Genomic DNA, 15,486 nt, shown 5'->3' with positions numbered 1-15,486 from the left:
ATTAATATTATCCGAGGTTAAACAATGAATAAGCAAGATTTCATAATGAAAACAAAATTCATAAAAGAAACATTTAAGGATAAAAGAAAAATTAAATGCCATCTTCCAATTCAGAATTTAAGATTGGATGAAAATATCTATCAAGAAGGAAACATTTTCATTACTGAAAATGACGAAATAATTGATTTGGAATTGCAAATAACCGATTTTACAGAAGATGAACTTGTAAAATATGTGGAACTTGCAGAAGCACTGTTTGAGACAAACCGAAAACATGTCTCAATATACATAATCTGCCCAAATACAGTCAATGTTCGTGTCAAGGAATGTGAAATCAAATCAGAAGCAGATTTTTCAATCAAATTAGCCTGCATCGAAGAAAACCCCGCACATATCCTGCTCAATATAATCAAAGCAAAAATGGCAAAAGGAGAAATGCTGGATAATGATGATTTATATGCATTGGCAATGATGCCAGTGATATGTAAAAAAGAAGAAAGAAATTATTTTAGAAAAGAATACTTTAGAATAATTAATGAAATTCATTATTAAACTATTTATTCCATTTCAAAATTGTTTTTCCAAAATTTGAAATATGGTCCACATCAAAAGACTCTTTTAAATCGTTTAAAGAATTTATTTCACATATATTGGTGACTAATTTTTCCAAATACTCAAAAAGCTTAGGGTTTTGTTTGAGTGTTTTAACAACACCAACAAAATCTTCTCTCTCAGATCTGCTGTTTCCCTGAATTGTCAATCCTTTTTCTAAAACCATACGTGTATTGATTGGTATGGGATATTCGCTTACACCAAATAAGTTTATTATTCCCTGAGGGTTGATTAAGTCAATACTCTGGTTAATGGCTGATTGAGATGCACTTGAACCGACACATTCAAAAGCATGGTCAATTACTAAATCTTCAGGGACATTATGTATCTGATAAATGCCATCAGCAAAAGAAAACAAACTTAAATTATCCGAATGTTTTCCAAATACAATGACTTTGGAATCAGGAAATCTGTCTTTTAAAAGAAGGGAAGTAATGAAACCTAAATTGCCATCTCCCCAAACACCCAGTGCCTCTTTTGGAGTGGTTGCAATCTCATTAAATTTAGATATTCCCTGATATGCAACTGAAATTAATTCAATGAATGCCGCAACATGAGGATTGAAATCATCCGGTATTTTAACAAGCCTATCAGAATCCAATTTAATTAAATCAGAAGTGAATCCATCAAAACCACTTCCCCTGAATTTAGAACCGTAAGAGTAATTTGCACTATAAACATCCTTTTTATCGAGAGTGTTTGGAATCATTACAACACTGTCTCCGGATTTAAATTCACCGGACCCGTCATAAACGACTTCCCCTATTCCTTCATGAATTAAAGCCATGGGTAATTTTTCTTCCAGAATCTCGGCAGGACGTGAGCCCTGGTAATATCTTTGATCAGCCTGACAGATTGAAAGATAAGTCGGTCTGACTATGACTCCGTCCAATTCAATCTCGTCAATATTTTCCTCAAAAAATTTAGGGGATTTTAACCTATAAACAATATTAATCATGAATATCCTCAAGTATGGTATTTGCTAATTTTAAGTCATAAGGGTATGTAATCTTAATATTTGTCACTTCACCATCAACTAGATGTACATCTTCATCCTTAAGTGTGAATATTTTACATGCATCTGTAAGTATAATAGATTCTTCTTCTGTTAAACTGCTAATCAAATTAAAAAGTTTCTTTATATTGAAGCTCTGTGGAGTTTGACCCTGGTAATAATAATCCCTTACGGGAATGCTTTCAATAGTCGCCCCATTTATACTCTCAACAATTGTATCAGTAGCAGGAATTACAGTATCGCATGCCCCATATCTTTTTGCGGCTTTGATATTGTCCTCTATAATCCTATGAGTTACAAATGGTCTGACAGAATCATGTGTAACGATAATTGAGTCCTCATCAATGCCGAAATTCTCATCAATATATTTAATACTATTAATTAATGTGTCGTTTCTAGTTTCTCCACCTTCTATAACAATAATGTCTTTTTTATCTGAAATATACTTATCAATCAAGTGAATGGTGTGATTAATGAAGTTTTTAGGTGTTAAAACAACGATTTTATCAATTTTATCATTTATTACAAATTTTTCTATCGTGTGAACAATGACAGGCTTATCGCCTAAATTCAAAAATTGTTTAGGAGTATCACAACCACCCATCCTTAATCCCATACCGCCTGCTAAAATTGCTGCAAAAATCATTAACACATTCCCCTTTTCATATGTAAAATAATTTAATAATAATTAAAAGTTTCACCTATTTAATAATTGTTAAAAAATAGTATTTAATAATTTTCAAAATAAGAGTATGCAATAAAAATATTACAAATCCATAAAATATGAATTAAAATAAGTTATGAAAAACATTCCAATAATATGTGAATCCAAACTATTCTTCCAACAAGATAATATTTTTAGAATCAACTTTTAAATACTTGGGAATTTCAAATTCATGCTCATGAATCTTTTTATCGGCTTTCCACCATAATCCATTTGAAAGAGTCACTTCCCACTCAAAAGGCATTTCCACTTTTACTGAATCTGAAGTGTCAATCACATTAACATCATCTTCCTCTGCCGGAGAAAAATCATGAGCCCTTATTCCAATATGAGTAATATCAGAGGAAATCTTTTCAGACACTTCAAATACAACTCCCCAATCCAAAGATTTAATATGATAATCATCTATAACTTCGATTTTGGAAATATTTTTACATCCAGTAAGTCTTGCAACTTGAACCTTTTTTGGATTCTCAAATACTTCATGAGTAGGTCCTTTTGCAATAACTTTGCCCTTATCCAATATTAGAAGTTCATCACAAAACTGGAATGCCTCATCACGGTCATGAGTAACTAAAATAGACAATCCCTCAAAATCGTCTAGCAAGTTAATAAGTTCAATGCGCAGCTGTTCTTTTAGGAAAGTATCCATGGCGCTAAATGGTTCATCCAGCAATATAACATCCGGGCCATAAGCTAAAATACGGGCCAGTGCCACTCTCTGCTGCTGGCCTCCAGACAATTGTCTAGGATATCTTTTCTCCAATCCACCTAAACGAAAGCGTTCAATCATTCCGGACAATATTTTCTCATCATAATCCTTAGGCAAACCAACAGCAACATTTTCTTCAACAGTCATATTGGGAAATAAAGCATAATTTTGAAATAAGTAACCTACATTTCTCTTTTGGGGTTTTAAATTAATTTTTCCATTGGAATCATAATAAATAGTTTCTTCATCAGCATTTAAACTTACAACACCATCATCAGGAGTGACAATACCTGCAATAGATTTAAGCGTCATACTTTTACCGCAGCCAGAAGGACCTAAAATACCTAAACACCCTTTTTTCAGTTCAAAATCAACATCCATGTCGAATTCTTTAAGTTTTTTGTGGATATCTACCTTTAACAATTTATTACTCATAATCCTCCCCCATAAAACAAAATAAAATACTTATAAAATCATTTCCATTGCTTTTCCTTGCGTATGGAAACATAATCCATAATAAAAATAGCTATAAATGATATAATAACAATGAACACGACATAATTAAAAGCATCACCCATATTTCCAGCAGCAACTTCAGAATAAACCGCCATAGGAAGAGTTCTGGTTTGTCCAGCAATATTGCCTGCAAGCATGGCTGTAGCACCAAATTCTCCTAAACCACGAGCATAAGCAAGAATTCCGCCGCTGATAATTCCAGGCAATGCATTTGCAAATAAAACTTTCCAGAAAATTTTCCACTCAGACATACCTAATGTACGGCCTGCATCCAACAAGTTAGAATCCACCTGTTCAAACGCACCCCGAGCGGAACGGTACATTAAAGGAAAAGACATGACGACAGCTGCAATAACAGTTGCAGACCATGAAAATGCTATTTTCACAGTGAAAAAGTCTATAAAAAACTTACCTATCGGACCTCTGACACCAAAAATGTACAATAAAAAGAACCCCACTACAGTAGGAGGCAGCACAATCGGCAGTGTAAAAATACCATCAAGTACAATCTTTATTGTTTCATTTTTCATCTTAACAATACCCCAAGCAACAATCAAACCTACAAAAAAGGTTATGAATATTGATAAGCTTGCAGTTTTCATTGAAATGAAAATCGGAGTCCAGTCCATCATGTCTCTATCTCTTTAATACATTTATTATTTTATATGAATAATCCGTCAAATCTACTGGTGAATAGCAAATCCATAATCAACAAATACGTCCTGAGCCTCTTTAGTTTGTAAGAAGTCAACAAATGCTTTTGCAGCATCAGAATGCTCGGAATCTTTAAGAACAGCTACAGGATAAATAACCGGAGTTTTTAATGCATCTTCTGGAGCTTCACAAACTACTTTAACATCATCACTAGATTTAGCATCAGTAGAGTAAACAATACCGCAATCAGCAGATCCTTGAGCTACTTGGTTCAATACAGCAGTTACATCAGTACCTAAAGATAATTTAGATTCAACATCATCCCAAATACCAAGGTTGGATAATACTTCTTTAGCATATTGACCGGCAGGTACGGATTCAGGGTCTCCAATAGCAATAGTGCCCTTTACATCTTTTAAATCATCAAATGAAGATATATTGGAATTTGAATCAGCAGGTACAATTAAAACAACTTTATTTTCCAAAGATTGGACATTAGTAGCATTGTCAATATAACCTTTTTCAACCAAAGCATTCATCTGTTTATTAGCAGCAGACATAAATACATCAGCTTTTAGACCATTTTCAATTTGAGTTTGCAAATCCCCACTTGAAGCATAAGTAGGAGTGACTTTCACACCAGGATGCTTTTCTTCAAACATAGGAATTAACTTTTCATCATAAACATTTTTCAAACTAGCAGCAGCTGCTAATTGAATTTCTTGATTACCTAAGTCTTGGTTAGTGTCTAATGAGCCGGTAGCCCATAAACCCACACCAATAACCACCACTACCGCAATAATAGCGATAACTAATGTTTTCATAGATTTCATGATTATTCTCCTTTAAACCAATTGATAAAAATAATACTATCAGACATCAAATACAATAATCTAAGATTAGAAAAAGGAAATTCAATCTGAACCAAAATGTGTGTAGAATACCTACTATTTACATCTGCATGCAAACTGCAAAAAATAAAATTACACCCTCAACATTTGTCTTTCATTTATCCCCAATCCCATAATTACGATTTAATAATCATGATTAGCAATATTATTTTAATCATATAGTAATATATAAATATTATCATATCGAATTAAAATTGAATTGGACAATAATAACATTACTGGAGTAAAAAGAGTTTAAAGACGAGTTTCATTAATTATATACTAATATATAAACATTTTCATATCGAATCAAAATTAAATAATGTCTGGAAAGTAGAAACGCAATGTAAGTACTTTTTTAGAGATACACCACCAAACAATACATAAAAATCATCACACAATAATAAAAATAATTTATAATAAAATTAAAGTTTTATTTTGATGTTTCTAAACTTTTGAATTGATTTAAAATTAACGATTGCTCAAATATTACATATAACACATTACATATAATATTCACCAAAACGCAACCCCAATTGACATTAACAAATATTCCACACCATTACAAGCACATTAAAATAAGAAAAACTGAGAAGAATTGAAAAAAAGAATAAATAGAGAAAAGACCCCCATCTATTCTTTTTGGAAAACAATGAAGTAGTGAGATTTGCCTTCAGGAATATCTTCACCAATTTCTTCATTTAAATAAGTCATTTTTAAACCGTGTTTAGCAAATAATTCTTCCAATTCAGACGGATGACTTCTAAATGCTGTTGGAGGTCCTTTTGGAACATCCCAAGCTTTATAATCCATAATTGCAATTTTACCATCACGTTTAATAATTCTTGCAAATTCATCTATGGCATCATCTGCTGTTCTTGATGCCTTAAATCCGTGGAAGACATTAACCATTAAAACAACATCAACAGATTCATCTTCAACACCGGGAATTCCTTTAGGAATGTCTGCTTCAATGTTGATTAAATTTTCAACATTATTTTCATTTTTGTATGTTTCCATATCTTCAATAGATGCATCATAAACATCAACAGCATAAACAGTCCCATTTGGAAGATAATCATCTAGCACTTTTATTGCGATGTGGCCGTCTCCGCAACCGGCATCCATAAAAGTTTCATCACCTTTCAAATTTAATTCAGATATAATCTCATCAGAATCCAAGAAATGTACACTTGAAAAACCATGAGCCCTATGTCCATTCATATAATCACCACATATAATATCTTTAAAAAATAGTATTTAATAATTTTCAATATGGCGATGTTTTCATAACATCAAAAAAAATAGTTAAAAATGATAAAAAAAGTTATAAGAGGATTATTTTTTCCAAGTTTGTTTAACTCCTCTTCCTCTTTTACTACCAGGTTTGGTATAACTTCTTTTTTGTCTGGTTCTCCTGTTAGTTCCTTTAACTTTTGCCATATTCACCCTCCTTAAAATTAATGAAAAAAATAATTAGAATTACATCTATAACAAAAAAATATTTGTTTTCAAGATATTTAAAGGTTTTCTTTATGTAGTGTATTCAGCATTAATTTTAACATAATCATATGTTAAATCACAACCCCATGCAGTTGCTTCACCATCACCTAAACCGATATCGATGTTTACAATGACATTCTTGGATTGCATTATCTTTTCAGCTCTTTTGAGTTGTGGAGTATTATCAAATGCTAAAATTTCACCATTTTTAACCAGATCCACTTCATCCAAATCATTTCCAATAGCTATTGATACAATATCCGGATTTAAATCACAGCCGGAATAACCTATGGCCGAAACAATTCTTCCCCAATTCGGATCACCGCCAAATACTGCTGATTTAAATAAGCTTGAAGAAATAACTGATTTGGCCGCAAGTCTTGCGCCCTCCAAGTTTTTAGCACCACAGACATTAGCTTCAATGAATTTGGTTGCTCCTTCACCATCCCTTGCCATTTTTTTAGCCAAATCAATGCAGACATAATTTAAAGCTTCCTGGAAATTAGAATCTAATTTAGCGTCTTTTACAACTTCAACATCAGATGCTCCATTAGCCATCATCAAACATGTGTCGTTTGTGCTTTCATCACCATCTACAACAATCATGTTAAAACTAATATCTGAAGCTTTTTTTAGTGCCTTATTGATTTCATTAGCCGGAATTTTTGCATCAGTTACAATAAATGAAAGCATGGTGCCCATATTCGGAGCAATCATCCCGCTGCCTTTAGTAATACCTGCAATTTTAACAACCTCACCTGTGGTTAATGTAACTTCAATAGCGCATTCTTTTGGAAATGTGTCAGTTGTCATTATGGCTTTTGCAGCTGCCAGTGAGTTTTCAGGACCGTTTCCCAGTTTTGAAAGGGATTCAAGAGCCACTTCAGAAATAATGCCCATCGGCATTTCACGACCAATAACACCGGTTGAAGAAATAGCTATTTCATCTTCAGGTATTTTCAACTCATTGGAAACTAATTTGGCCAAAGCTTCACAATCTTTAAAACCCTGTTTTCCGGTAAAACAATTAGCATTACCGCTATTTACAAAAACGGCAGAAACAATTCCATTTTTAAGCATGTTTTTAGTATATTTAACCGGAGCTGCAACAACTTTATTTGAAGTGAAAACTGCAGAGGCAGTACTGTTCGGTGAATAAATGATGGCAACACCATATTTACTTTCACGCGCACCGGATACTTTGAGATTTTCAATAACAGAAAATCCGCCATTTAATTCTTTAATAAAATCCATAATAATCGCCAAAACTTAATAAGAAGGTTCTTTAGTAATATTCAGTTCAGTTAATGTTTCATTATTGTTAAAATCAACCTGATCTAAGTCTTCATCAAAGTATACTTTTTCATCACCAGTCAGGTTTGTAGTCATCTCTTCGGTAACATTATGCCATTGAGGCCCTTCATCCCCATCATCAAAAGTTAAGGATATTCCAGCTCCTGCACCAATAACAAATGCAATTAATGCCAAAATAATAACAAAAACTGTAATACGATTAGTTTTACCCCTTCTACGCTGATGAGGAGGTTTATTTGTTTTTGGCCGTTTATAACCTCTTCCAGAATTGTTTCTTGGTGAATACAAAACCCTTTTGTCATCTCTATTTCTTCGCATATTACTGTTCCTTTTTTAATCATTAAGCTAAAAGTGCATAAACTAGAGCTATAATAACCCCAACAAAACTAAACATTCCGAATCCCAACACTGACATTAAATAAGTAAATACAAATACAAATGCAAAAACACCAATCAGTTTGGCTTTTTCGTTTTCTACTAAATTAATTAAAGTTTTTGTAAATTCGGAGGGGATATTATATGCATATAACCCATTGGCCAATTCAAATACAACTAAAGATAATGGAGATGTTGAATTCAAATTATCTACGAGTTGAGCCCTTTCACCTGCTTCTCTTCTGCTCTTACCAACACCTGCACGTATTTTTGCACCATTGTCAAGTGCAAACCATGCAGTGTCAAGACCTGCACGTATTGCCAAATCTTTAGACGGAAATCTTGCAATGAAATCATCTCCTCCTTCACGATATCCTTCCAACTCACCGTTACATTCTGTTTCAATGAAGTTCTTAATGCCAGTCATCAATTCAACTAGTTGATTACGGCCTTTTTTATCAATAAACTTAGTGGAGTCAATCAGATCAATGAACAAATAATTTTCCAAAGTAACAGGCCTTGATTCTTGAAGTAAAAATGGAGAGTCAAAGACAAGGGCGTATTCCCCACCTAATTTTGTAAAGGCAATACCTGGAAAGCTACCTACATTTTGAGTATAATGAATTGCCCTTTCAATTGAAGCGGCACCAGTCATTCCAACAGCGGATATTACCTGAACCCCTTCAGATAAACCAATACCTATTAATTCAATAGCTACACGAATCGCATCATTTTTACTCAACATTTTAGCAACTAATTCTGTTGCCGTTTTTTCTACAACTTCCCCTTTTTCATTTTCAATAATTTTTACAAAGATATTAATTAGATTAGAAGGATTGGGAAGTTCGATATAAAAATAACGGTCATTACCCATGATGATATTGCTTACCAAAGCATATTCTTCAATTTTATTTTCAGCAGGTTTTAATTCATAAAAATTGTAATCATCCGGAAGGTTTTCCCCGCCCACATCACGAATTAAATTCTCCAAAATGGAATCGGAAGTAATTTCCGCCTTATCAATTTCAAAAAGAATAGTTTGAGTATAATTGAACAGCTCCACATATTCTGTTTCAAGTGAATTTGTTGGAAAAAATTTAGTTCCAATGGAAATGGGATTTAATTTAGTAAATGACTTGATTAAAGACCTGGTTAATATATTAACCATCTATTCCCCTCCCTTTTCAAGTTCAATTTCAAAATCGCCAGGTTTTTCTAAAAGCATGTCCGGTTTTACAGAAACAAAAGGGAATTTCCAAGACCCTAGTCTTCCGGCTATGGTGCTTGCAATATTTCTGGAGTTTCTTTTAATAAATATTTCATCATGAGCAGATACGCGAACAGCGATATTGTATGGTGCTTGTTCAGTTACTTCATCAGCCAGCATGATATTTAATTCAAAAGTGCCAGGTTTTGTAAATAAATCGTTTCTAACGGCAATCAGCGGTTTTTTCTCAAGACCCAATCTGTCTGCAACAGTAACGGAAATGTTTCCTGCATTCTTAACAGCAAGTTTATAATCCTTAGGATGCACCAATACAAAAATCACATATGGAGCTGCTATTTCAACATCCCCAACCATATCAACAATTTTATTGAACATCGGGATTTTAGAGAAAATGCTTTCAAGTTTTGATTCCACATTGTTTTCATTATCAATACGTATAATTGCTTGTTTAGCAATATTTAACGGGGAAATTTCCAAACCTTCTTTACCTGTGTAAATTTCCCACTTTTTAAAGTTTAGCTCTTTAATAATTTCATCACAAATATGCTGAAGAATATTTTTATCTTTTTTAGCTTTCTTAGGTTTGCCAAATGTAAGCCTATCATTATCAATTACAAATGGAATCACCATAGTCGGAATGTTCTTAAATTCAGCCGCATAATCCCTGAATTTGTCATTAGACAATATTTTAGCTTTTTCACGCACAGCAATACCTAAAATAAAATGATCAGCATCGTTGCCCGCCGGAACTTCTTCCACATTTTCATTTTCCAGCAATTTCAAGAATTTATCCTTATCATCAATATCATGACGAAGTGATGCATCGGCGATAATTACAAATTCGTCTTCACCCTCTTCTAATGCTTTAACAGCTGCAAGTATGTTGGACATTTGAGGTTGGCCATTTTCATTTTTAATATAGTAAGCTACATTAGAAGCATCTACAACAACTTTCATAATATCACCTAAATCAAATTAATATTATATCTTTGTATGTTCTTATTTAAATTTTTAATTATAATACATTTCGAGCATATTTTCCGAATAAGAATTTTTCCCCACCAACAATATTGAGGATGATTTCTATATGCTCATCAGAAATATTATACACCATGTAAGAATTCTTATTTTTCCCTCTAAGCTTGGTTGAACAAAGAGATCCCGCATTTACAACAACCGTGTTATTTATTTTCCAGACATTTGGAACATGCTTATGTCCGGACAACACCAAATCAACTTCATGACCTGTCAGTGTCTTTAAAATATCTCCCGCATCAGATAAAACATTACGTTCACGCCCTGTTTGAGGAATGGAAATTACATGATGGTGTAAAACAACAATGGAAAAGTTTTCATTTATCACACATTCATCCAACTGATGATCCAGCCACATATGTTGAGGATTTCCAATATGACCCCTATTTTCATCAGGAGTGCTGCTATCAAGACCAATTACTGTAAGATTGCCGTCCATAGTAAGTTTCCAACTTCTCTCTCCAATTAACTCTTCGAAAGTTTGATAACCTAAATTTCGGGCATCATGGTTTCCAGGAACAACAAATATTGGGGCTTCAAACATCTTTAAATATTTAGCCGCCTGTTGATATTCTTTATAATAACCATTATTGGTAAGATCTCCAGTTAAAATAATCATGTCAGGCTGCAGATGATTTATTTCACTTACAGCATTCATGAAAACCTCTTCATCAAATTCTAATTTACAAACATGCAAATCCGAAATATGTGCAACAACAGTCATTTTATCTATTGGTTTAATTTCATGATAGCTTCTGCAAGGTCTCCTTTACATTCTTCAAGTGCTGCTCTTGCTTCATCTAATGAAACATCCGCACTGTTTGCTACCATTTCAACATCTTCATCAGGAATTTCAACTTCGTATTCTAGCTCCACTTCACGGGCTTTACCTTCAATCTGGTAGGTTTCCTGACCCATTACATTCATTAAACTTACGCTGGGATTATCGATAATCAACTCTTTTTCATCAAAACGGATAATGACTTCACGAGCGCCTTCAAGTTCCTCCATTTTCATACCCATTTTTTTCATTTGCCTTTCCATCTGTTTCATTTGTTTTTTGTTCATACCAGGTATCATAATACAATCCTCATAAAAGTTAACTATTTCTAATTATATTATTAATTATTATTAAAACTTGCTTTAATTTGCAATTTTAAAAAAATAAAATTCAAAAAAAAATAAAATTAATTGGTAAATCCATAAGTTTCAGTTTCAAATGTTTCAGCGACATCCTTTAAAACTTCAGGAATATTAATCTGCTGAGGGCATTCTTCAACACACATTTCACACCCGCTGCAATCTGAAGCTATTCCGACACCTGGAAGCTTAGAATAATTTACATATGCATTGCCCATTTGTGACCATCCATTACCGTCAAGAAGCTTTTCTTTATTGTATAAATCAAATAGTTTTGCAATATCAATTCCTTCAGAGCAGGAATCAACGCAGTATCTGCATTTTGTACAGTCAACAGTGATGTTTGAATTTATAATTTCTGAAACTTCCTTTAGCAGATTTAATTCATCGCCGTTGAGAGGAGTTGCATTATTAAACTCTGAAATATTTTCTTCAAGCTGTTCAAGACTACTTGCACCGGTTAAAACTGTGCAAATTCCATCCAAACAAGCTGCAAATCTCATTGCCCATGAAATGACAGATTTATCGGGAGCATATTCCTTCATGAGTTTTTCGGCTTCCTTCGGAACATCTGCCAAAAAACCGCCTTTGTATGCTTCCATAATCATTACAGACTTATTATGCTTTCTTGCAACTTCCCAGCATTTTTTAGATTCAATTCCTTCATCTTCCCAGTCAAGATAATTAATCTGAAGCAACACAAATTCCATTTCAGGATGAATTGTCAGTATATTATCCAAAAATTCGGCATCAGCATGAGTGGACAATCCCAAATGTCTAATGTATCCTTCTTCTTTTTTCTTATTTACAAAAGCAAATGAATCAACGTCCATCCATCCCGCCTCGGAGTATCCGCTTACATTATGCATCATATAATAATCAAAGTAGTCAACGCCGCATCTTTCAAGTTGTTTTGAAAATGTCGGTTCAAGTTCGGATTCTTTTGTAATATTAAATATAGGCAATTTATCGGCAATTGTAAAAGAATCTCTCGGATATCTCTCAACAACACATTTTCTCAAAGCCACTTCACTTAAACCTTCATGATAAGGATAAGCTGTATCAAAATGATTAAAACCTGCATCCATATACGCATCAACCATTTTTGCAAATTGATCAAGGTCTATGGTTGAAAAATCATTCTCATCCAAAACCGGAAGTCTCATCATTCCCATACCTAATTTAACCATATAATCCCTCTCCATAATAAAACTTAATTATATATTTTATTGAAACTTTTATAAACATAATCATTGTTTGATTAATTCCTTTTCTTTATTGAACTGTTGGACAACATAATTTAGTGAAAACAAAACAACACTTTCACCATCATCAAAATCATTATTAAAACTATCCTCCTCTTCAATTATTTTAATCATTTTTCTCTTTATCTGAGGTGACAAATCATAAATATCCATATATGCTAGAATGAAATTAGAAATACCTCTTATTTCTGATTGTATTCGATACAGTTCCTTGTTTTTATCGGTAATTTCAATATTCTCATGAATAATGTTGCTTACAACAAGCAATGCAGTTTTATTAATTGAAGCTTCGCCCAGGCATTTCGATTTGATTAAATCCAAAAACTTCTTATTTAAAATGTAAGATGTTTTCAAGTTATTTTTTGTTTGTTTTTCAACAGAATATGGTAAAAATCCATAATTGATAAATGAAACCACGATAACAGCCACAGCAACCCACAATATCTTCAATTCGATAGCTTCAGGAGGCGTGATATACATTAAAGAAACCGTAACAGACAACAAGGTTGTAAATGATAACAATACTAATCTATTTTTAAATGAGAAAATTATTCCAACTATCCCCAAAAACAATACTGCCGCAATTAGCAGATAATTAGGTATTGGAATGTATGGCATAGCTATCATAATTAATGCAAAGCAAAAGACACCAATCAATGTTCCCCCAATACGATTTCTGGCAGTGCGTGCAATATCATCAATATATGGAACCATTAAGGAAATCGATGCGAAAAACAGCCATTTCGTATATGGAAAATTAAATATCAATGTTAAAACTTCCCACAATGTTAGAACAAATGCCATTTTAAAAGCAAAAGTAAATTTAGCTGATTTAAATGACAATTGTCGTTTGATTAATGGCTTTACAACACCAAACAATGCCTTTTTTGAATCGTTTTCTTTTTTTAATGTTTTTTTATCAATTTCATTTTCAATAATTTTAAAATTTAAAAGAATCAGATTCATACCTTTAGTTTCGACAAGAACATCTCCATCCAAATTCCTGAACTGTTTAAAATCAGCCAACACGTGTTTGATATATTTCAATTCATCTTCGGACAGCTTAAAATTTGTCATAATCCATCCAATATTCTGAAATGCTTTTATGACATTTACAACCGATTCGTGTTTTTGAGTTGGGAAATAATTATACTTGAATTTAGAAATGATACTTGAATAAAATCCATTGACCACTTTAAAGCTATTTGAAGACAGTTCATCTCCATCCAATTTCAAATCGGCTGCTTTAATAAGCTCTTCAATTAGTAAAGAAATTGTATTTTCAGATAACCTGTGATATTTATTCCTATTAATAATCAAATTTAAGCCAACAATGATTACTGCCCCTAAAGCTAAAGATAACATCCTTATCGCCAAATCTTCAAAAGTTACCGGAGAAAATGACATCATAAAATAAACCATTAAAAAAGGCAAATAGCAATGTGTTCCAAATAGCTTATATGATGAAAATGTAGTTGCAAATACTATAAAAAATGTCAGAATACAACTTAAAATAGTAATGGGACTGTTAAGATATGAGGCGATTCCCAGAATCATCAAAAGAGAAAATATTTTAATAAATGACAATTTGGGATTTGATGATAAATCATTACCTAAATTCAGAAAAGCAGCAATAACGACCATCAGCCCAATAATTGCATTTGTCTGGCCAAACACCAATATGTAAAAAATCATGACAATGCTCATGAAAACGAACATGCCCAATTTCAATTTTAAAGATTTGTTCATTGTTTAACCTTTCCAACCCGTCCTTAATGAAAATATATTTAAATTAATCATTTAATAATAATTTCTATGACTGTTAAACGATGCGACTGGGTAAGTGATGATGAAGACTATATCAGATACCATGATGAGGAGTGGGGAGTTCCAACACATAACGATGAAGAATTATTTGAGATGCTTGTTTTAGAATCTTTTCAGGCCGGCCTTTCCTGGATAACAATACTTAAAAAAAGAGACAACTTTAGAAAAGCATTTGATGAGTATGATTATAAGAAAATATCACAATATGGCATGGGGAAAGTTAATGAATTATTATCAAACAAGGGAATTATTCGAAATAAAGGCAAAATCAATGCTACAATAAACAATGCCAAAATATTTATTGAAATTCAAAAGGAGTTCAAAAGCTTTGACGAATACATTTGGGGATTTACAAATGGTGAAATAATTAATAGTGAATTTAAAACTGAATCTGAATTATCCAAAACCATTTCAAAAGACTTGAAAAAACGTGGAATGAAATTTGTCGGACCTACAATAATTTATTCCTATCTTGAATCTGTTGGAATCATCAATAACCATCAGAAAGACTGTTTTAAATATTGCGGAAAGGACTAATAAAAAAAGTTAGAATATCCAAAACCATGACCTGCTTTGAAACTACTTTATGATATGTGTATCATATTGACAAAGAATGCTGTTTTCCACTACATTACAATTATATTGAGTTTCAGATATCATTAAAGTTAAGAGTTCT

Annotated in this window: 16 protein-coding genes; 2 read left to right on the top strand and 14 right to left on the bottom strand. The window is 32.7% G+C overall.

Annotated elements, in window-relative coordinates; genetic code table 11:
* The first annotated feature begins 24 nt into the window (after positions 1–24).
* A complete protein-coding gene (locus tag Q4Q16_RS00770) occupies positions 25–552 on the top strand; it encodes a hypothetical protein (protein WP_303345486.1) in 528 nt (175 codons plus the stop codon).
* A 1-nt stretch (position 553) separates the two neighbouring features.
* On the opposite strand, the gene Q4Q16_RS00765 is transcribed toward Q4Q16_RS00770, so the two are convergent.
* The 14 genes from Q4Q16_RS00765 to Q4Q16_RS00700 all read right to left on the bottom strand — a co-directional run bounded on the left by Q4Q16_RS00765 (position 554) and on the right by Q4Q16_RS00700 (position 14,732).
* The gene (locus Q4Q16_RS00765; RefSeq protein ID WP_303345485.1) at positions 554–1,570 is read right to left on the bottom strand and encodes an alcohol dehydrogenase catalytic domain-containing protein; all 1,017 of its coding nucleotides are present in this window, start codon (positions 1,568–1,570) and stop codon (positions 554–556) included.
* Positions 1,563–2,273, bottom strand: a complete 711-nt coding sequence (locus Q4Q16_RS00760; RefSeq protein WP_303345484.1) for a 2-C-methyl-D-erythritol 4-phosphate cytidylyltransferase — start codon at positions 2,271–2,273, stop codon at positions 1,563–1,565. The genes Q4Q16_RS00765 and Q4Q16_RS00760 overlap by 8 nt, the downstream gene beginning before the upstream one ends.
* 187 nt (positions 2,274–2,460) lie before the next feature.
* On the bottom strand, positions 2,461–3,498 hold the full coding sequence (locus Q4Q16_RS00755) for a sulfate/molybdate ABC transporter ATP-binding protein (RefSeq protein ID WP_303345483.1): 1,038 nt from the start codon (positions 3,496–3,498) through the stop codon (positions 2,461–2,463).
* Between the two features lie 38 nt (positions 3,499–3,536).
* Positions 3,537–4,211: a molybdate ABC transporter permease subunit gene (modB, locus tag Q4Q16_RS00750; protein ID WP_303345482.1), complete on the bottom strand. Its 675-nt coding sequence runs from the start codon at positions 4,209–4,211 to the stop codon at positions 3,537–3,539.
* Positions 4,212–4,262: 51 nt separating this feature from the next.
* Positions 4,263–5,066 carry a molybdate ABC transporter substrate-binding protein gene (gene modA / locus Q4Q16_RS00745; RefSeq protein WP_303345481.1) on the bottom strand — a complete coding sequence of 268 codons (804 nt, stop codon included), beginning with the start codon at positions 5,064–5,066 and terminating at the stop codon, positions 4,263–4,265.
* A gap of 690 nt (positions 5,067–5,756) precedes the next feature.
* A complete protein-coding gene (locus tag Q4Q16_RS00740; RefSeq protein WP_303345480.1) occupies positions 5,757–6,347 on the bottom strand; it encodes a class I SAM-dependent methyltransferase in 591 nt (196 codons plus the stop codon).
* 309 nt (positions 6,348–6,656) lie between these two features.
* On the bottom strand, positions 6,657–7,880 hold the full coding sequence (gene argJ / locus Q4Q16_RS00735) for a bifunctional ornithine acetyltransferase/N-acetylglutamate synthase (protein WP_303345479.1): 1,224 nt from the start codon (positions 7,878–7,880) through the stop codon (positions 6,657–6,659).
* 15 nt (positions 7,881–7,895) lie between these two features.
* Positions 7,896–8,258 (bottom strand): hypothetical protein, encoded by a 363-nt coding sequence (locus tag Q4Q16_RS00730; RefSeq protein WP_303345478.1) that lies wholly within the window; start codon positions 8,256–8,258, stop codon positions 7,896–7,898.
* A gap of 22 nt (positions 8,259–8,280) precedes the next feature.
* A complete protein-coding gene (locus tag Q4Q16_RS00725) occupies positions 8,281–9,483 on the bottom strand; it encodes a hypothetical protein (RefSeq protein WP_303345477.1) in 1,203 nt (400 codons plus the stop codon).
* Positions 9,484–10,500, bottom strand: coding sequence for a Zc3h12a-like ribonuclease (locus tag Q4Q16_RS00720; RefSeq protein WP_303345476.1), 1,017 nt, complete (start codon positions 10,498–10,500; stop codon positions 9,484–9,486).
* Between the two features lie 58 nt (positions 10,501–10,558).
* Positions 10,559–11,302, bottom strand: coding sequence for a metallophosphoesterase (locus tag Q4Q16_RS00715; protein WP_303345475.1), 744 nt, complete (start codon positions 11,300–11,302; stop codon positions 10,559–10,561).
* Between the two features lie 5 nt (positions 11,303–11,307).
* The gene (locus Q4Q16_RS00710; RefSeq protein ID WP_303345474.1) at positions 11,308–11,658 is read right to left on the bottom strand and encodes a nascent polypeptide-associated complex protein; all 351 of its coding nucleotides are present in this window, start codon (positions 11,656–11,658) and stop codon (positions 11,308–11,310) included.
* Between the two features lie 107 nt (positions 11,659–11,765).
* Positions 11,766–12,908 (bottom strand): aldo/keto reductase, encoded by a 1,143-nt coding sequence (locus Q4Q16_RS00705; RefSeq protein ID WP_303345473.1) that lies wholly within the window; start codon positions 12,906–12,908, stop codon positions 11,766–11,768.
* A 60-nt stretch (positions 12,909–12,968) separates the two neighbouring features.
* Entirely contained in the window at positions 12,969–14,732 is a 1,764-nt protein-coding gene (locus Q4Q16_RS00700) for an FUSC family protein (protein WP_303345472.1), read from the bottom strand.
* 66 nt (positions 14,733–14,798) lie between these two features.
* Between Q4Q16_RS00700 and Q4Q16_RS00695 the strand changes: the two genes are divergently transcribed.
* Positions 14,799–15,347: a DNA-3-methyladenine glycosylase I gene (locus Q4Q16_RS00695; protein ID WP_303345471.1), complete on the top strand. Its 549-nt coding sequence runs from the start codon at positions 14,799–14,801 to the stop codon at positions 15,345–15,347.
* Positions 15,348–15,486: the final 139 nt, after the last annotated feature.

Origin of the sequence: Methanobrevibacter sp. (genome assembly GCF_030539875.1) — an archaeon.
In the GTDB taxonomy this organism is placed as follows: Archaea; Methanobacteriota; Methanobacteria; order Methanobacteriales; family Methanobacteriaceae; genus Methanocatella.
The sequence above is the reverse complement of the archived record's forward strand: the minus strand, read 5'-3'. Positions and strand labels throughout refer to the sequence as shown.